This window comes from Desulfomonilaceae bacterium, assembly GCA_041662605.1.
Taxonomy (GTDB): Bacteria; Desulfobacterota; Desulfomonilia; order Desulfomonilales; family Desulfomonilaceae; genus CAJBEZ01.
This window is the reverse complement of sequence record JBAZSD010000022.1, coordinates 13,938-33,448: the sequence shown is the minus strand read 5'-3', so window position 1 is coordinate 33,448 and position 19,511 is coordinate 13,938. Positions and strand designations below refer to the sequence as shown.

Below are 19,511 nucleotides of genomic sequence, written 5' to 3'. Positions count from 1 at the left end.
GAAATTATTGGACTGTCATCTTAAGAGATCAGTGCTGGGAGCCCCTTGGTCAACCAGTTTGCCGCCATTCGTCGCACTCGCCGTCAATGAACACGCAATAGAGTTCCGATGGCAAGCGTCATTCTCTCCGGCCAGTTTTTCTATGCGCTCTGATAGTTCGTTCCTGTTGATCGGCTTGGAAATGTAATCGTCCATTCCACCGGCCAGGCACCACTCTCTATCCCCCGTCATGGCATGAGCGGTCATGGCTATTATTGGAATATGGCCACCGGTGAGTTTTTCTTTTTCCCGAATAAGCCTTGTGGCTTCAAACCCGTCCATTTCGGGCATTTGAACATCCATAAGGATGATCTGAAAAGCGCCTTTTTCAAGAAGATCCAACACCTTTAGCCCATTCTCCGCCACAGTTACCGTGTGACCCATTTTCTCAAGAATCTTGACGGCAAGCTTCTGATTCACAGGGTTATCCTCTGCCAGTAGGATATTTGTACGACGCATGGCCTCGCGTACCGAATGACGGGTTATCAATGGCGCAGGACTTTGAGCTTCTGAGGATTTTTGCATTGTCATCAGAATTGCGTTCATAAGATCAGACTGTTTGATTGGCTTCATCAAGTATGCTGAGATTCCGAGTTCCTGGCACTTGGCGGCGTCACCTCTCTGACCACCCGAAGTTAACATTATTATTTTGTCGATGTTTGGGGTTTTTGACCTGCTAAGGGCTTCCACGAGTTCAAACCCGTTCATCCCTGGCATCATAAAGTCTACAAGAGCAAGAGAAAACGGCTGCCCGGAAACGCCGGCTTCGCTTATGACGGCCATAGCCTCGGCGCTGTCAGCCACTGCGGTCGGAAGCATTCCCCATGAACGGACTGTTTCCTCGAGTATCGTTCTGTTGGTAGCATTGTCGTCGACGATGAGCACACGGACATTTCCGAGTACGGATATTTCTCTCGGGACAGGCTTAAGAACGGGTTGGGAAGCCATACCAAACCTGGCTGTGAAATGAAAAACGCTCCCCACGCCGAGTTTGCTCTCAACCCAGATTCTACCCTCCATTAATTCCACCAGTTGAGATGATATGGTAAGGCCCAGCCCTGTTCCTCCATGTACTCTCGTGCTAGAGGAGTCTACCTGCTCAAAAGCCCTGAAAATTTTTCCCAGTTGGTTTGCAGGAATACCAACACCCGTATCAGTCACTTTGAAATGCAGCTCTACATGGTCTTCACTCTCAGACTCAGGCTCTACACGGACCACTACCTCTCCCTTTTCGGTGAATTTGATCGCGTTACCAATGAGATTGACCAGAATCTGCCTCAACCTGCCGGGGTCCCCGTTCAGGTTATCCGGGGTCTCAGGCAATACATGAAAAGCAAGTTCAATCTTTTTCTTGTGCGCCTGACTTGCAAGTGTGCTCAAAGAGTTACCCAGGCAATCCCTCAGACTGAAATCAGTGGACATCAGATCGAATTTTCCTGCTTCCATCTTGGAGAAATCAAGAATATCGTTGATCAAAGACAGGAGAGCGTCGCCCGATATTTTTACAGCTTCGAGATATTCTTTTTGCTCACCGCTGAGTTCTGTGCCCAGAGCGAGTTCTGTCATGCCGATTATGCCATTCATAGGGGTACGGATTTCATGACTCATATTGGCAAGAAACTGGCTCTTGGAAATGTTTGCTCTCTCAGCGGCCATCCTGGCTTCCTCGAGTTCATTAGTAAAACGCTTGAGTTCCTCGTTTGTCTTGGCCAGCGAATCCGCCAAACCCAATGTTTCAAGAATCACTCCGGCCTGATTGAGAACAAGCCCGACAGTGTCTCTGTTCTCGGTTTTCGAGGCGTCCAGAATCACTACTCCAAGAATCTCCGATCGCCCTTTCAACGGGTAAATCGTCCAATCACAGAAAATATCGTCCCAACAACAGGGGCCACTGTCCCGAAAATCACTTTTCAGCAGCAGTCGTCCACTCTGAAGCGATTGCTTACAAGCCTCATCCCGTTTCAGGCAATTTCCGACCTCGCCCAGCGACATTTCAAGCCCACTTATGTCGATGTTTCCAAAGATACCGTCATCTTTCTTCAAAGCTACAATGACCTTTTCAAAGCCTAGACTGCCGGATAAGAGTGATGCAAGGGTTGAACAACATTGCTCCTGGGTATCAGACCGAGTGAGTTCACTCACAATGCTATTGACCACGACTACCTGCTCGTTCTGACTTACGAAAAGTTCATTCAGTACCTTTGCGTCTGACTCGCACGCAGCCAGGGCTTCTTCAAGATTCTTGCGATCAGTGATGTCTGTCAGCAAAAACAGAGACGCAGTTCGACCCTCCCAGGTGATCACTGATGAATCGGCGCACAGCCATCTCGCAATATTGCCGCTGTCTAAAAACCTGAATTCATGTCTTTCTGGGGTTTCATCACCACGAATATGGCGTGATAGCAAATTCCCGAGCATCTGCAGGTCATCAGGATGGACGTGCTCCTCAATACTTTTCGAAGCCATCCATTGCTTGGGTGATCGTCCTGTGATTTCCAGGCAGGCCCCACCGGCGAACTTTACACAACCATCCTGAAAGACAAGGACGGCTTGACCTAATCTATCCATTATTCCGGAATATTTTAAAAACTCTTGTTGGCGCGCCATCCCTGAATCAAAGTCATCGACCCCGGAAGATTCAAATTCGGCAATTTTCCGCTGTATTTCTTCCAGTTCAACCATGAGTTGTTGTTTCGATTTTTCCTGGGGTTGCATAGAATCAGGCTCCGTTTGGAAAGCTCAACTGCGGACAAAGTTGATGGAATTATACAATTATCCTTAATTATCAACATACAAGAATGACGACAATAAGGAAACCAGAAAAATCGCATTTGGAAACAAGCTATTTTAGTTAAAATAATATGTTTTATTGAGTTGTTATCGGGATCAGGTGAGTGAAATGGACATAGTGTCCACTTTGCTCCAACAGAGCTTGAAATATGACGTCCATGTGATATTACGGCGCAGGCAAGCGACACTGCGTATATTTTCATTGACCGGTTTCCATTAAACCCACAAGTCAACCACATACTCTATCATAATAGGAACTGGAACCTTCCGTCATGGTTTGCATCTACTGTATAAGTAGGAGCCGTGAAGCAAATTTAAGGAAAGGAGTTTCAGCTATGATACTAATTAATTTTGCCTCGGTTGTAGCGGTAATGCTGGGAGCCATAATGTTGACCAACCTGGGTTTTTTCGCCGCGCCTATACCAAATGTGCATAAATGACTGTGAAAACAATGCCTGGAAGGAATGGGACAAGGACATGAATAAACTGGACAAAGATTAGGTCTGCCCAACACAAAAAACGAAATACGCCAATTGTTTAAGAAACTTCAAAAGTTAATTCAAGAATTCTGCATACCTTTTTTGACAATCCTGTCTATTATTGAACTGGTCGAGACACCACTCACAAGGTCCACGAATTGGACCTTGCCTCCTCGTCCCTTGACAACATCTTCGCCGACTACCTTTTTTCCCTCCCAGTCTCTTCCCTTGACCAATATGTCGGGCTTGATCTCCTTTATCAGACTGTAAGGGGTGTCTTCATCGAATGTGGTGACATAATTTACGAAGTTCAAGGCTGATACCAGCTCCAGCCGTTCTGTTTCGCTTACTATGGGTCTATGGGCCCCCTTGATTCTGTGGACGGATTTGTCGGAATTCACAGCTACTATTAAAATATCTCCAAAGGTCGAGGCCTTGCGAAGAAGTTCAAGATGACCGACGTGAAAGAGATCAAAGCAGCCGTTTGTGAATACCAGCGATTGTCCTTGAAGCCGATGGTTTCTAACCACTCTTTCCATCTCGTCTCTGAGGATTATCTTTCTACCCTGAGGCCAATTCCTCAAAGAATTGACCATTTCCTCCAAAGTTACGGACGCCGCTCCAAAACGGGCCACAACCAGTGAAGCCGCAAGATTAGCCATCTGAGCGGCCTCTTCAACAGAAAACCCACTGGCGATAGCCAGGGCGAGAGTGGCGATTACCGTGTCACCGGCCCCTGTCACATCAACTATTTCAACGGGTTTTACAGGAAAGTCCTGAATTTTCCTCGGTGTGATCAATGTGATGCCATCTTTTCCCCGAGTGACGACCAATCCTTCAGCCTGAGTTTGTTCAAGAAGGATTTTGCCCGCCTTTTCAAGAGTCTGACTATCTTTTATTTCGATACCGGATGCGACGGAGGCCTCTCGAATATTCGGGGTGACATAAGTGGCTCCCCTGTACCGGCTGAAGTCGAGCCCTTTGGGATCGACGAGAGAAGGGACGCCCTCGGAACGAGCTGTATCGAACAGGTTTCTCAGGACTGAGTCAGATAGGAACCCTTTGCCATAATCCGAGATTATTACAGCCTTCACCTGTGGTGTTACCGACCTGATGTTAGCCAGAACACTCTTTTCGATTTCGATGGGCATGCTCCCAACATATTCTTCGTCAATCCTGACTATTTGCTGGTTTCGGGCCACAACTCTTGTCTTTATGGTAGTCGGTCTGGACCTCTCGAATTTCAGCCAGAAAGTGTCTACCCCAATTTCAGCGCAATGTTTCCTGAACCATTCGCCTGCCGCGTCAGCTCCCACGGTCGCAAAAAGGGCTACATTGCCACCCATGGAGACCACGTTTCTCACGACGTTCCCCGCGCCGCCAAGCCTTCTGTGTCTATCTTTGGCCAATAGCACGGGCACAGGAGATTCTGGGGAAATTCTCTCTACATCACCTATGACATATTCGTCGACCATCACATCACCGGCTACAAGTACAGACGCCGGCTTCATTCTGCTAATCAAATTCTCGTTCAATTCATCAGCCTCCGCAGATGCCCTTTTTAAGCATCAAAGCATCTTACCATAATTGTTTCAATGGAAATTTCCAAGCGGGAAGCTAAATTTCATAATTGTAATGTTTGGAAAATGTACAGTCAGTTGTTACAATGGTCGAGTAAGTCGAGTCTCAAAAAAGCCAAGTTTCCAGATTTCGGGGAAGGGTATGAAAAAGGTTCTTTCAATAGCCGGTTCTGATTCCGGAGGTGGAGCGGGAATACAAGCTGATCTTAAGACCATATTGTCCCTCGGCGCTTATGGTATGAGCGTTATTACGGCCCTAACCGCTCAAAACACTCTGGGCGCGCACGCAATCAAGCTTGTTGATCCTGATTTTGTCGCGAAACAGATCGATGTAGTGCTTACTGACATAGGCGCCGATAGTGTGAAAACCGGTATGCTTGGCAATGGAGACATTGTCGAAGCGGTTGTGGATCAACTTATAAAACACAAAGTTGAAAACCTGGTAGTGGATCCTGTAATGGTCTCAAAGTCCGGGTCGATCCTTCTCGATGAAACTGGAAAACAGGCCATGGTGGAAAAGCTCTTTCCAATCTGTTACTTGCTGACTCCTAATATTCCCGAGGCGGAAATTTTCCTCGATAATAAGATAGAAACCGTTTCGGATATGAAAAAGGCCGCCAAGAAATTACAGAAGATGGGTCCGAAATATGTGCTCGTAAAAGGAGGACATCTCAAAGACGCCCCTGTCGATGTCCTCCACGATGGCGTCCAGGATTACGAATTCCAGACTCTACGCGTGCGGACGCGTCATACTCATGGGACGGGATGCACGTTATCCGCCGCTATCGCGACGATGATCGCCCGTAAGATGCCGATGATGGAATGTATCGATAAGGCAAAGAGGATGTTATATCGGGCTTTACGGTTTTCATTAGGAATCGGCAAAGGCATAGGGCCCTTAAACCATTACGCGTCTATAGCCAGGGAAATAGCCAGAACGCAGGTCATAGAGGAACTTGATAAAGCGCTCGAGAGGTTGAAGCGCCTCAATATTGGACACTTGATCCCCGAGGTGCAATCAAATCTTGCCTTTGCAATACCATACGCTGAAACAGTCAACGATGTGGCGTCTTTCCCAGGTAGAATAGTGAGGCTCGTGAACACAATTGACACGCTCAAGGGCGCCAAGTTTGGGGCGTCCCGTCAAATTCACCACCTGTTGCTGGCGGCTATGGAATATGATCATGATCGCCGTTCCGCGATGACTGTAGCGTATTCTGAATCGCTGGTTAAACGCATCCGAACACTTGGATTTGAAGTGGCCGAGTTTGATAGAAAGAGAACTCCACCGGATTTACAACAGGAGGAAGGGAGCACCCTTGCGTGGGGAGTGCAGGACGTGATGGAGGAACTTGGAAGGGTTCCGGACGCTATCTTTGATAGAGGAGCCTTAGGCAAGGTGCCTTTGATCAGGTTGTTCGGAAAGGATCCATCTTCTATAGTTGATTTAGTCGCAAGACTATGAGCTTTCCGATAACCCCTTTTGAGGATTTGCCGGGAGGACAAAAAAGTCTTAAGATAATTATGGACGGATTATGAAACCAACATTCCCATACTTCTTAGGAGCGCGGACCAATATATGCCAGACAAGCTTGTAGATCTTCACGGTCGAACAATCGATTATTTACGAATATCAATTACCGATCTCTGCAATTTCAGGTGCATTTACTGTAGACCTCCTCAAGGGGTCAAACTTGTATCCCACAAAGATATCCTGCGATATGAAGAAATCCTTAGGATTGTGACTGCAGCGAAAAATCTTGGTATTCGAAAGATTAGGGTTACCGGCGGTGAACCGCTGGTCAGGCGAGGAGTACTCAGCTTTATTGCAAGGTTAACCTCTGAACTCGGATTTGAAGATGTAGCCTTGACAACAAACGGGTCAAGACTGTTAGAGATGGCCGAGGGACTTAGGAGGGCCGGCCTTAAACGGGTGAATGTCAGTCTTGACACTCTGAGAAGAGATTGCTTCCACGCCATAACAGGGGCTGATGAGTTGGAAAATGTTCTGGGAGGTATTGATAAGCTTCTCGACATAGGATTTCATCCGATCAAGCTTAATGTAGTCCTACTCAAGGGCGTCAATGAATCTGATGTGCCTGATTTCGTGCGGTTAGCGATAGATAGACCCATCGACGTAAGATTCATTGAAAGGATGCCGTTTGGAGCCGAAGTGGCGCCTCCCGGTTCGCCTGATTCGTTCAGCGCGTTGGAAGCTTTGAGGTCTATTGAGAAATCTTTCGGCAAACTTGAACCTCTCGAAAGATCGACGTTGGACGGCCCGGCCAAAATGTATAAGGTTCAGGGAGCCTTAGGAAGAATAGGGGTTATCGATCCGATTACAGGGCACTTTTGTGGAACCTGCAATCGTTTGAGATTAACCGCGCGAGGCGCATTGAGGCCATGTCTTTTGAGCCCGGCCGAAATTGATATGAAATCATTGTTGAGAACGTCTCCGGAGGATTGTGAAATCGAAGACTTTATAAGACGGGCTGTTTTTGCAAAGCCGGCAAGTCGATTTTCCAATGTTGAGAATATGAATGTCGGAATGAATGTAATCGGCGGTTAAGTCGCGCTTAGCAAGGTTTTTCAGAACATCACCGAATGCCGCAGAATATTCACCCCCTCAATCTATCAGTAATAATCGTTAACAGAAACACATCCTCTCTGCTACGTGACTGTCTCACAAAATTTCTGCAATCGGACCTTGAAATTCCATCTCAGATTATAGTCGTTGATAATGGTTCTACGGATAATTCGATCGAAATGATAAGGACAAACTTTCCGGATGTGACATTGATTGAGGCCGGAAGGAATTTAGGGTTCGCCGCAGCCAACAATCGGGGCTTTTCCATGAGCGACGGTGAGTTTATCCTGTTACTCAACACAGACGCCCTGGTTGAAAAAGATTGTGTTTCAACAATGTTGGCCCTGGCTGCATCGGATGATCAAATAGCGCTTGTTGGTCCTCAACTGCTGAATAGTGACGGCACGAAACAGACATCTTTTGAGGCCACTCCTACGTTGTTGACGGAAACCACCAACAGAAGCCTGCTTAAGCGTCTTTTTCCGAAACGCTATCCCGGAAAAACTGAAAACCTTGTCAAACCCAAGGATGTAGAGACCCTTATCGGCGCCGTGATGCTGGTGAGACGAAAAGCTTTTGATGAAGTTGGCGGATTTGATCCAGGCTATTTTTTCTTTTTCGAGGAAACAGACCTGGCGGTCAGGTTGCGCAAGGCAGGTTGGCGAGTGGTTCATGAGCCGCGAGCAAAAGCCGTTCATTTACAGGGAGGCTCAGCAAAGTCCCATCCTGCGCCTGCTAGAATAGAGTTTTACCGGTCCCGTTATATTTTCTTCGAAAAGCTTTACGGCAAAGTCGCCAAGAATTTTCTCAAGTCGGTCATAATGGTCAATGTGACATTGAATGTGTTTGTCTACGGTTTGTTCATTGTTTTAACACTGGGGCAGGCAAAAAGCGTTCGTCAAAAATTTCAGGTCCGGCTAGCCCTGTACGCATGGCATTTTAGAGGTTGCCCGGATGGGTATGGCCTTCCCCGGGATTAAACGGGGAAAGCTGATGTAGCAGGTAGGTCGATTTATTGATGTATCCGCTATGAAAAGATTTTTCGCCAGTTTGCGTATCTATAAAGGGCTCCGAGGGCTGTGACCGCTCGTTCAGGACTTGGCAAAACCGGTAGGCCGTGGTCCTGCAACTCCTTTACGAACAACTCTGAACGATCGCAAAACGAGCCTCCCGCCACTGGTTTTCCGGAATCCGCAGCCGCAGAGGCAGCCGCCACACTTTGGTCTCTAATGTAGTTTTCAGCGAATTCCGAGGCGCTGATTGAAGCCATGCCCGATCCCAGCACTACCGTCATGACACGGTGCTGAGGCATCAAACAGTATATAAAAAGCAGGTCTACCTGCTCATCCTTCAAGAGGACCTTAGGCAAAATTTCCATGTAATCGCCGTGATTCCTTGTAAAAGTGAGATCAACCGGGTTCTTTACGCTGGCCGTGCCCGGTACCAACTTGGCTAAAGCCTCCTGGGTTTCTGGAGTCAACTTCGCCAATTTCAGGCCCGCTCTTTCAGCGCTGTCCGCAGCCGCGGCCCCGGGTCCGCCCGAGTGAGTCAATATTCCGATTTTGTTCCCGCGAGGTAATGGTTGTGATCCGAGCACGTAACAAAAATCGAAAAGTTCCTCAATAGATCGGGCGCGAACAATTCCACACTGGCGAAAGATCCCATCGTAAAGCCGGTCAGGGCCCGCCATGGCCCCGGTGTGGGACTGCCCGGCGCGACGGCCGGCTTCAGAGCCTCCAACATAAAAGGCTACAATCGGCTTGATCCTGGAGACTCTCCTCGCCACCTCGACAAAATGTCTGCCTCTTCTAATCCCCTCCACGTACAATGCGATCACTTTCGTTGTGGGACATTGGGCCAGATACTCCAGGCAGTCGGCAAGGTCGATCATGGCTTCGTTACCAAGACTGAAACCCTGACTGAAGCCAATGCCGAATTTAGCCAGGTGCACAAACATTTGGGTTATGAAACTTCCACTTTCTGAAGCCATTCCTATGAATCCCGGCGTGGCCTCATACGGAAAAAATGTCGTATTAAGATTTAAACTGGGATTCACAGCGCCAATACAATTTGGCCCAATGAACGTGATTCCGTATTTCTTGGCTGTACGCACAAGTTGATCCTGCATTTCCTTTCCTTCAGGACCTTCTTTTTCAGAGAAGCCTGCGGAAACAATAATCGCCCGCTTTACGCCGGCTTGTCCGCATTCCTCAAGAACTCCCGGGACGACCTTCGTTGGGAGGACGAATATGGCCAGATCCACAGTTTCCGGAACGTCTCCTATCTTTGAATAGGCCTTCAACCCAAGTATTTCGGGTTCTTTTGGATGGATGGGATAAACAGCCCCTTCGAATCCCATCGAAAGAAGATTGGCAAGTTGAATACTGCCCATAGACATGGAATTGCTGGACGCTCCCCAAAAGGCTATACTTCTCGGATGCATTATTCTGTACAAGGGGTGTTCTTCGAAATCACTCATCAATTGCTCCTTGGAAAAACCACAATATCGCCGGTCCTAACTTTGGATCGTTCATTCTAACTGTCTTGAACGTTATCACTCCCGTGAGAATCAGTTGTCTCGTTCTGATTTCGTGGGGTCTACCGGTGAGAAGAGAGCTGTCAGAAATTTAGTCATCCACCAGACCGCAAAACCAAGCATGCTTGAAATCATTGCGGTTGGACCGAGGGCTATTGAAAACCAGACAATCTGATATCCGTTCTCAGAGAAATTCTCGGACACCAAACTTGACATGAACGCCACAAATGAAGCGGCTGCGACTAACCCGCCAAGAATCGTAGGAACCGGTAGATTACTTCTCATGCGTGTTATGTTAACATTTTTTTGTCGGAAAGTAACATGTTTTGCTTGCCCACAATACCTCTTTAGTCATGTTTAATTAATAATTACAAGATATTAAGCAGGATGGTATGGTTGACTTTAAAATCAATTACGATGCGCTCTCAAGGGTTCAGAAGCCTGCGCGCTATATCGGTGGAGAAATAAACGCTGTTCTCAAGGACCCGACTAAGGTCAAAATTCGGGTAGCCCTGGCGTTTCCGGATGTTTACGAAGTCGGAATGTCTCACCTGGGGCTGAAGATTCTTTATCATATCCTGAATTCCCGTGAAGACGTATTCGCTGAGCGGGTTTTTGCGCCCTGGTCCGACATGGAACAGCAGATGCGCGATAGGGGTATCCCTTTACTAACGCTCGAAACACACCATGAAGTCCGAAAAATGGACATAGTAGGATTTTCTCTTCAATATGAGCTTTGCGCTACAACTGCGCTGCAAATGCTGGATTTGTCGGGAATACCCCTCCTGTCCAGCGAAAGGGGCGTTCAACATCCCCTGATAATTGCCGGTGGTCCTTTATGTTTTAATCCGAATCCGATGTCTGATTTTTTTGACTTGTTCCTGATCGGGGATGGAGAGCAGGCGATTGTCGAGATAGTTGAGATTTGCAAGACATGGAAGACCCAGGGAGGAGATCGGGATAGTCTTCTAAGGGAGCTGAAAAAGGTACAGGGTGTTTTTGTTCCGTCTCTGTTCGAACCGGGAGAGACCGTCAGTAAAAGAATATTACCCGATTTAGGCATGGCGGACTTTCCCCAAAGCCTCGTCGTACCTTTCTGCGACATCACACATGACAGGGTGGGGTTGGAGATTGCACGGGGATGCACGCGCGGATGCCGTTTCTGCCAGGCCGGAATGATTTACAGACCTGTCCGGGAAAGGAAACCCAGTGATCTGTTGAATTTGACCAGGAAGCTCATTGAATCCACAGGTTGGGACGACATTGGTTTGCTTTCCCTGTCATCCGGTGATTATTCATCCATAGGCCCGTTGATCAGAAACCTTTCTCGAGAGTTTGCTTCGAAAAAAGTCGCCATTTCTCTTCCATCTCTCAGGACCGATACTTTTGATTCAGAAATAGCGACAGAGATCAGGAAAGTCAGGAAAACCGGTTTCACTCTAGCCCCCGAAGCCGGCACCGAACGGCTGAGAAGGGTTATCAACAAAGGCAATACTGAAGAAGATTTGAAAAACGCCGTAGTCTCGGCTTTCCAGGAAGGCTGGAAAGCGGTGAAGCTGTATTTCATGATAGGGTTGCCTACAGAAACTGAAGAAGATCTTGCGGGAATAGTGGATTTGATTTTCAAATCTTCGCGATGGGGTAGGGCTGGGCAGATAAGGGCCTCTATTTCCACCTTTGTTCCAAAGTCGCACACTCCTTTTCAGTGGGCCGGGCAAATATCAATCGACGAAACGCAAAGACGTCAATCGTTCATAAAAAGCCTGATGAGAAGAAAATCCACGGTTCTTAAATTCCACAATCCCAAGGTTAGTTTTCTTGAAGGAGTTTTTGCAAGGGGCTCCAGGGAACTCGGAAAGGTAATTGAATGCGCTTACAGGAAAGGCGCCAGATTTGACGGTTGGGATGAAAAACTGAATTTTGAGTTGTGGATGAATTGCTTTGATGAGTTCGGGATTGATCCGGGACAGTATCTAAAAGAGAAATCAACTGAGGAACCTTTACCCTGGGAATTCATACAGACTGGGGTGACGAGATCATTTCTTGTCGATGAACTGGAATTGTCTTTGAAGGAAGGACTGACTTCCGATTGTCGTTCAGGGAACTGTTTAGGATGCGGGGTGTGTGATTTCAAGGAAATAGCGCCTGTACTTCATAGGGCTTCTGAAGACCAGGAAACGCGCGATCCTACCTCCAGTGGGGAATCGACAGAACAGCGGGAAATCAGGAAATTCCGAATTAGATACTCCAAGTCAGGCCCGATGAAGTTGTTGGGGCATCATGATGTTGTCAGGTGTTTCGAACGGGCGTTTCGAAGGGCCAGGCTGGAACTGGATTATTCACTTGGATTTCATCCACACCCAAAGCTCCGGTTTTCGGCGCCAACGGCGCTCGGCATAGAAAGTGAGGCCGAATATCTCGATTTTGACCTGAAAGACGCAAATTCTCCAATCAACGAAATTCTTGAAAAACTCCAAAACGCGCTGCCAAAAGGAATTAAACCGGCGGAGATATGTGAAACTTCATTGAATCAAGAGTCTTTGTCTGCTAGAATTCAGATAGTAGTCTACGAAATACATTTAAATGATGACTTAACCATTGATCGTGCGAGGGACAGGCTCTGCCGATTTTCTGAACAGGAGAGTCTGATAATAACGTCTGGTACGGAACGGAAACCGAAAATTCGAGACCTCAAGCAATACATTTCCTCAATTTTTCTCTCAGGACAACTTCTCACTATGAAAATCAGAATGGCTCCTTCCGGCTCAGTTAATCCCTATGAAGCCATCGGGTCAATTATGGACTTATCGGACGAACAGGCGAGATCATTAAGGATAACAAAGACAATGATCGAATTTGAATCGTGATCCATTTTAGGTGAAGGGAACCGTTATGGGTAACGAAATAGTCATGAATGTCACAGATCGGGAGATTCGACTGGCGCTTCTTGAAGACGGCCAGGTAGCGGAGATCCATCTTGAGCGACGAGGTGAAAGAGGAATAGTAGGCAACATTTACAAGGGCCGGGTCATCAAGGTTCTGCCGGGTATGCAGGCGGCTTTTGTGGACATAGGATTACCAAGAGCCGCCTTTTTGTATGTGGGGGATGTTCACCACCACTCTCCGGAACTTGATTTGGTTGCGCATGAAGAAACTGAAGACGAATCTGAAAAGCAACAAGCGATGTCACTTCAGGAAGGAATTGAAGACGCGCCTGAATTTACTACTCCGATTGAAGAACTTATAACAGAGGGGGAAGATATTCTCGTTCAGATTTCAAAGGAACCTCTCGGGAGTAAAGGGGCCCGGGTGACTTCGCATATTTCAATTCCGGGCAGACACCTGGTATTCATGCCGACTGTGGATCATATAGGGATTTCCCGTCGGATCGAAAACGAAGCTGAAAGACAAAGACTCAAAGATATTATCCAGAAAATCAAGCCGCCGGTTTGTGGACTCATTGTAAGAACGGTCAGCGAGCACGAAGATGAAGAAAAATTACGGGCTGATCTGACGTTCCTGGAGGGTAGCTGGCAAAGGATTGTCGAAAAGGAGAAACAGGCTCCTGCTCCTTCTCTGATATATGAAGACCTTGACCTGTGTCTGAGAGGTGTCCGTGATCTCTTCACCGAAAATGTCACCCGGCTGCTCGTAGATTCTGCAGAGCAGTTCCAGAGAATCCTCGATTTTATGGACACGTTCATGCCTCCACTCAAACCGTGCGTTGAGCTATACGACGGAGAAGAACCGATTTTTGATCATTTCGGCCTTGAGATGGAGCTGAACAAGGCCCTTGGCAGAAAGGTGTGGCTGAAGTCGGGAGGATATATCAACATAGATTTCACCGAAGCCTTAGTCGCCATTGACGTTAACACCGGCAGATTTGTAGGGAAACGCAATCTTCAGGAGACGATACTTAAAACCAATCTTGAAGCCGCAAAAGAAATAGCCTATCAACTCCGTTTGAGAAACATCGGTGGAATCATCATCGTGGATTTCATCGACATGGATCGGCCCGCTGACCGGGAAAAGGTCACAAACGCCCTTCAAGAGGCTTTGAAGAGGGACAAACAGAAAACTAACATCCTGAAAATCTCAGAGCTTGGGCTGGTTCAAATGACCCGAAAAAGGACCAGGGAGAGCTTGACCAGGACACTGTGTGAACATTGCCCATATTGCGAAGGCAAGGGATTTCTAAAGTCTCAGACGACGGTTTGCTATGAAATTCTCCGGGGCATATCGCGGCAAATTGCAGACGGATGTTCATTGAATATCAAGGTCACGGCTCATCCGGAAGTTGTTAAATTATTATTCGAGCTGGAGAGTGAAAAACTGGCGGAAATACAGAAAAAACACAGGGCCACAGTTCAGCTCAATCCCGATCCGAATCTGCATCAAGAACAATATGAGATTGCAAATTCGTGACATCAAGATCGGAATTTCCTCCGATGGTCATCCGCTCAACCCCGTAAAGGACATTTTTTGAGAAAACGGAGCAGATCGACGTCCACCGAAAAATGGTGGACCGCCGGCATAGCTTCCGTGAATGTCGGCCGCAACTTACGGATAACTCCATACTGGGAAAGTTGGAAATCCGAGTCAGATCGACACAATCTGATAATTGACCCGGGGGCCTCGTTTGGGTCAGGAAACCACCCTACGACAATAATAGCCCTAGAGCTGCTTGAAAAAACGATCTTCCATTTAAGCCATTCTCAAGGCGCCTTTTCATTGCTGGATGTAGGAACTGGAACTGGGGTTTTAACAATAGCAGCCAGGGTCTTGGGCTGTAATCTTACAGTTGGATGCGACGTTGATCCTTCGGCCATATATCTAGCCCGCAGGAATGTCGCTCTAAATCAGCAAGCTCGCTCAGATTTCGCGCAAAATGAAGTCTGTTTTTATGTGGGCCCAATAGAAGCGATCAGTGGGAAATTCGACATCGTGATAGCCAACCTGGCTGCGCCCGTGTTACTCCGACTTAAAGAGAAACTGGTCGCTCACGCCGGATCTTGTTTGGTCCTTTCAGGCATACCGGATTCCATGTTTGATCTTGTAAGGAAAGAATTTTCGCTTCAGGGGGCCAAATGCGTGGAGAGCGCCGGCCTTAATGAGTGGAATGGTTTGATTTTTGAAACATCATGACGCGATGGACAGAAAGTTAAAGGAGACCGTTATTAATGGTCTCCTTTTAGGGAAGGCTATTGATTTTTCTATAGCAATATTTTAACGGGTAGGCTTAGTCTTCTTCAGTATGTTGCTTACCCATTCCCTTGAGGCCAATAAGGGTTGTGCTTCCACTGGACCAATACTCAAGCATTCCTTCACCTACCAACTTGTTCACGATATTTTTTACTTCCCTGGGTTTCATATCAGGGCACATCGAGTAAAAGTCTTTCAGGTAGAATTTTGACTTGGCAGCGGATTTCCCGTGCAAAGAATCCATAATAGCCTTTTTCGCTTCTTCCTCGGTCATGGAAAGCTCCTTTACACCGATTAAAACTTAAACTGGGTCGATTGCCGCCACGTGGTGTAAGCGAAACGATAATCATCAATCAAGTGGTGGGTAAATGGGATGTTGGTTTTCTCAAAGAATCTTTCCCAACCAATTCTTTCCGCCCAGTCACCGAGGCGCTCATACTTACGAGCGTCTTTAGAGTAGACATCGAGAATGTTTTTAACCGCCGCGACGGTTGTAGGCCATCTTGGGGGTTCGTTTGGAATAAAAGGAATAACAACTTTGGAGAATTTAGGTTTGGTCATACGGTTGGACAATTTACCACCAACAAGAATGGCGATTCCACTTCCAACTTCATCGGCCAACGGCATGGCCGCGCACATAGTGTAGCAGTTTCCACAGAACATGCATCGTTCTGCGTTGACTTCCAGGGACTTCTTCCCATCCGCTGTTTTTGCCGGCTTAATGGCGCCGGTAGGACATGCGGCGATAGCAAGAGGCAGTTCGCAGAGTTTGTCGATCCACTCACTATCCACCATAGGTGGTTTTCTGTGGATCCCTAGGATGGCGATATCAGAACAATGGACTGCGCCACACATGTTGAGGCAGCAGGCCAGAGACACGCGCACAGGCGCCGGTAGTTTCATGCTGCCGAACTGGTCATAAATTCCGTCCATGACCGCTTTCACTACACCGGAAGCGTCGATTGCAGGTGTATGGCAGTGAGCCCAACCCTGGGTGTGAACTATATTGGTAACGCCGGCTCCAGTTCCACCAATCGGGAATTTATTCGAACCACCCTCGAACTTACGGCTTTTGAGATCGTCGATCAACGGTTTAAGCTTTGATTCATCCTGGACGAGGAACTCTATGTTATTTCTCGTGGTGAATCTCAGGTACCCGTCACAATACTTGTCGGCTATGTCACAGATCTCTTTGAGGTGCTCAACGCTCATCAACCGGCAGCCGCCAACGCGGACCGAGAAGATCTTTTCTCCGGATTCGGCTACGTGAACGAGCACGCCAGGTTGTGGAATCTCATGATACAGCCACTTGCCCTTGTTATTCTTAATGACAGGCGGCAGAAACTCCCCATAATGTCTGGGGCCAATATCAGTAATTCTATCTTTCAACGGTTCTTTGGGATCGTAAGGCATCTTGTTGACCTCCCTTTACCTCTGATGTTTCGCTCGGAAAGCGTCGATATCTCGGGTCCATCCGCCCTCGACCTCTTCTTCTTTCCAGAAAATGTATGGGTTGGATCTTGGCTCATCAACCATCCTTGGATCAGGATCAAGTTCGCAGACTCTCAGGAACTCCTGGAAGGATTTCCTTTGAATCAATTCACCAAGACGCTCACGGTTCTTGCCTTCTTCCATCCACCAATCCCAGACTTTTTCTACAAGCTCTTTTGCTTCATCAAAGGGGGATTCCATTTTTATGAAAGGCACGGTCAGAGTGGACATCTGAGCGCCTTCCAGGATCGGGGCTTTGGCGCCGAACAGTATTGACGCGCCGGTATCCAGACCTTTTCTCAAGGCTCTGGGCATAACATTGAGGCAATGCATGCAGCGGACACATTCCCTGTTGTTGATTTCAAGCTTTGACCCGTCCCAGCTCATGCAATTTGTTGGGCAACGATCTATAACTTCTTTTTGAATGTCGAATTTGCCCCAATCTCTTCCGGAATAGGCGCCGGCGTTAGGAGCGAATTCGCCCCCCACATACGCTTTTACGGCGGCCTGATCTATACGGATGTCATCTCTCCATGTCCCGATAAAAGACATGTCGGAACGGGCGATGGACGCCACGCAACCGTTGGGACAACCGTCGAACTTGAATTTAAACTTGTAAGGAAACGCCGGGCGATGAAGTTCATCCTGATATTCATGAGTCAGGTTATCGCAGGCTTCCTGAGTGTCATAGCACGCGAATTCGCATCGGGACTGCCCTAAACAGCACTCTGGCGTTCTGAGGTTTGATCCTGAACCACCTAGATCCTGATTTAACTCGTGGGTCATTTCGAAGAATAAGGGCTCGAGATGATCCGTAGTCGTGCCCAGGAACACGATGTCGCCCGTGGACCCGTGCATATTCGTCAGGCCACTACCATGTTTTTCCCAAAGTTCACAAAGGCTTCTGAGAAATTTTGTGGTGTAAAATTTGCTGGATGGTTGATTGACGCGAACAGTGTGGAAGTGAGCCACACCGGGAAACGCCTGTGGTTGGTCACAGTAACGACCAATGATTCCACCGCCATATCCAAATACGCCTACGATGCCACCATGCTTCCAGTGGGTAACCTTATCCACGTAGGACAATTCCATAACCCCTAACAAATCTGCGGGGGCTTCTTTGAGAATGTGTTTTCCTTTTTCCGCCTGCTGCTTGATATCAGATACAAAGCTAGGCCACGGCCCCTTTTCCAACTCATCAAGCATAGGGGTATTGCGTTTTCCCATTAAAGGTTCCTCCTCTCTACTTGGGTCTTCTGCGCTTCGAGTAATCGTGATCTATTCTGGTAGCCACAAATAAAAAACGTCGGCATACCCGACTGTTCAAGCTCATAAAGCTCATTAAAATTTGGTCAAACCGGCGAATTTATTAAGCATGGATGAAAAAGGCCACCGAATTGAAGATTCTTAAAAATCTAATGCAAATGATAAGATCAAGTCAAGAAAAAAATCCCAACAGTTTTAGTAAATAACAAGATCACAGGTATATTACATCGCGAATCTTATGGCAATTTGTGGGAGTTGACAAGCAAACTCTTATGCGGTCTGATGTCACGAGCCGGCAGTCTCGAAAAATCATATCCAACTTGTCGTGTCAGCCCAAACAGGCGAATGAAATGTCCCTTTGCCCTCCAGCTTTTTGTTTAATGTATTCAGCCCCCGACGGAAAAGATCGGGTCTTCGATTCGTCGGATCTACAACAAACCATCCCCTTGACTAAAGATGAACTCTTGCCCTATGACAAAAAAAATGAGGTCACATACAAAGCCTATATGGACGGAATACAAACCTTTGTTCTCAAGAATTTGAGTCAAATTCAGAAACTGGTTTCATATAAAAGCGGACGTAGTGACAAAATTTCTTCGATAGATCTGGTGGCTGAAAAACGTGGAGCGGATTATTTCCCAGCTTCCGTGAGGGTTCACGCCAAAAACCAGGATTACTGGTTTGTCGCCAACGTAGCATTGACGGAAAGAGGCTTGTCAAGAATAGAAAAGGATTTTTTCCTGTTGAAAGAATTAGGTTCTATAAATGAAACTAAGTTCTTGCCTGAAGTTTTCTTCATGAATCTGCCCCATGATTCAGAACCAAGCGACGGCCTGGCCCCCAATTCGATTTTTCTGGCAGAGTGGTTTCGAGGATACCACGAATTCCATGTAACCGAGCCCAAAAACGTCTCCACGGATGATTTTATTCTGTGGGACACGGAAAACGGTTATGAGAAATTCAAACTTCCTGTCGCATTATTGCTTATTGAAAAAGTCTCTTATATCCTGAGTTGTTTTTTTGATCCCGGCGGTTTCCGGGAGATCTACCCTTGGCATCTGGCGGCCGGCGATTTTATCGCCAGGTTGCGTCCGGAGCCGGATGTAAAACTGATCACAGTCAGACAATACGAAAGCAGAATTACCTTCAACAAGGATTCAGAAAAAAGCGTTACTCAAGCTCTGATATTTTTCTTTGCTAACCTGAGTGTTCGATCAAGGCTCGACCGGATTGATGGCACAGGCGAGCTGGTCTGGCTTTCGAGGCAATTTGTGGCCCCGGTTCTGAAGGGCTTTCTCGATGCTTTGGCGCTAAAAAAACTACGGGAAGACACAGGAAATTCGTTCATAAATGAATTTATCAAAAGCATGCGACGCCTGACGGTACAGGAGTGGGCAGGAATTTTTGCTGAGACTCTGGAATCGTACAATCACAAAGCCTCTGATTTTAAGATTATAGAGAGTAATCTGGTTGATCATATCTTTGATGTGTATCAAAATTGCCAAAGCTTTTTGACTGGAGACCAAATTCCCTAGGAACTG

Annotated in this window: 14 protein-coding genes; 7 read left to right on the top strand and 7 right to left on the bottom strand. The window is 47.2% G+C overall.

All coding sequences use genetic code 11. The features are described 5' to 3' along the window. Positions 1-15: 15 nt before the first annotated feature. Together WC647_15235 and rfaE1 are read right to left on the bottom strand one after the other, a co-directional pair. Positions 16-2,754 carry a response regulator gene (locus WC647_15235; protein ID MFA6223662.1) on the bottom strand — a complete coding sequence of 913 codons (2,739 nt, stop codon included), beginning with the start codon at positions 2,752-2,754 and terminating at the stop codon, positions 16-18. Positions 2,755-3,388: 634 nt separating this feature from the next. Then, positions 3,389-4,843: a D-glycero-beta-D-manno-heptose-7-phosphate kinase gene (gene rfaE1 / locus WC647_15230; GenBank protein MFA6223661.1), complete on the bottom strand. Its 1,455-nt coding sequence runs from the start codon at positions 4,841-4,843 to the stop codon at positions 3,389-3,391. A gap of 187 nt (positions 4,844-5,030) precedes the next feature. On the opposite strand from rfaE1, the gene thiD reads away from it, so the two are divergent. The 3 genes from thiD (at position 5,031) to WC647_15215 (ending at position 8,455) form a co-directional block, all read left to right on the top strand. Continuing rightward, positions 5,031-6,353, top strand: a complete 1,323-nt coding sequence (gene thiD / locus WC647_15225; protein ID MFA6223660.1) for a bifunctional hydroxymethylpyrimidine kinase/phosphomethylpyrimidine kinase — start codon at positions 5,031-5,033, stop codon at positions 6,351-6,353. Between the two features lie 114 nt (positions 6,354-6,467). Further along, the gene (gene moaA, locus WC647_15220; protein ID MFA6223659.1) at positions 6,468-7,457 is read left to right on the top strand and encodes a GTP 3',8-cyclase MoaA; all 990 of its coding nucleotides are present in this window, start codon (positions 6,468-6,470) and stop codon (positions 7,455-7,457) included. A 35-nt stretch (positions 7,458-7,492) separates the two neighbouring features. Next, a complete protein-coding gene (locus WC647_15215; protein MFA6223658.1) occupies positions 7,493-8,455 on the top strand; it encodes a glycosyltransferase family 2 protein in 963 nt (320 codons plus the stop codon). A 47-nt stretch (positions 8,456-8,502) separates the two neighbouring features. Here the strand turns inward: WC647_15215 and WC647_15210 are convergent, their stop codons facing one another. Both WC647_15210 and WC647_15205 read right to left on the bottom strand, forming a co-directional pair. Beyond that, positions 8,503-9,954, bottom strand: a complete 1,452-nt coding sequence (locus WC647_15210; protein ID MFA6223657.1) for a CoA-binding protein — start codon at positions 9,952-9,954, stop codon at positions 8,503-8,505. A 90-nt stretch (positions 9,955-10,044) separates the two neighbouring features. Continuing rightward, positions 10,045-10,296: a hypothetical protein gene (locus WC647_15205; protein MFA6223656.1), complete on the bottom strand. Its 252-nt coding sequence runs from the start codon at positions 10,294-10,296 to the stop codon at positions 10,045-10,047. Positions 10,297-10,403: 107 nt separating this feature from the next. Here WC647_15205 and WC647_15200 point away from each other — a divergent pair, with 107 nt between their 5' ends. From WC647_15200 to WC647_15190, 3 genes are read left to right on the top strand one after another with little or no spacing between them, the layout of a single operon-like run. After that, positions 10,404-12,878, top strand: coding sequence for a TIGR03960 family B12-binding radical SAM protein (locus WC647_15200; GenBank protein ID MFA6223655.1), 2,475 nt, complete (start codon positions 10,404-10,406; stop codon positions 12,876-12,878). A gap of 25 nt (positions 12,879-12,903) precedes the next feature. After that, the gene (locus WC647_15195) at positions 12,904-14,436 is read left to right on the top strand and encodes an Rne/Rng family ribonuclease (protein MFA6223654.1); all 1,533 of its coding nucleotides are present in this window, start codon (positions 12,904-12,906) and stop codon (positions 14,434-14,436) included. A gap of 57 nt (positions 14,437-14,493) precedes the next feature. Beyond that, positions 14,494-15,156 (top strand): 50S ribosomal protein L11 methyltransferase, encoded by a 663-nt coding sequence (locus WC647_15190; GenBank protein ID MFA6223653.1) that lies wholly within the window; start codon positions 14,494-14,496, stop codon positions 15,154-15,156. Positions 15,157-15,250: 94 nt separating this feature from the next. Here the strand turns inward: WC647_15190 and WC647_15185 are convergent, their stop codons facing one another. Genes WC647_15185 through dsrA form a run of 3 tightly spaced genes read right to left on the bottom strand, consistent with a single transcriptional unit; the run spans position 15,251 to position 17,931 of the window. Then, the gene (locus WC647_15185; GenBank protein MFA6223652.1) at positions 15,251-15,487 is read right to left on the bottom strand and encodes a dissimilatory sulfite reductase D family protein; all 237 of its coding nucleotides are present in this window, start codon (positions 15,485-15,487) and stop codon (positions 15,251-15,253) included. A gap of 20 nt (positions 15,488-15,507) precedes the next feature. Beyond that, on the bottom strand, positions 15,508-16,626 hold the full coding sequence (gene dsrB / locus WC647_15180) for a dissimilatory-type sulfite reductase subunit beta (GenBank protein MFA6223651.1): 1,119 nt from the start codon (positions 16,624-16,626) through the stop codon (positions 15,508-15,510). 15 nt (positions 16,627-16,641) lie between these two features. Further along, complete coding sequence (gene dsrA / locus WC647_15175; protein ID MFA6223650.1) at positions 16,642-17,931, bottom strand: dissimilatory-type sulfite reductase subunit alpha; 1,290 nt, start codon at positions 17,929-17,931, stop codon at positions 16,642-16,644. A gap of 389 nt (positions 17,932-18,320) precedes the next feature. Here dsrA and WC647_15170 point away from each other — a divergent pair, with 389 nt between their 5' ends. Continuing rightward, complete coding sequence (locus WC647_15170; protein ID MFA6223649.1) at positions 18,321-19,505, top strand: hypothetical protein; 1,185 nt, start codon at positions 18,321-18,323, stop codon at positions 19,503-19,505. Positions 19,506-19,511 lie beyond the last annotated feature (6 nt).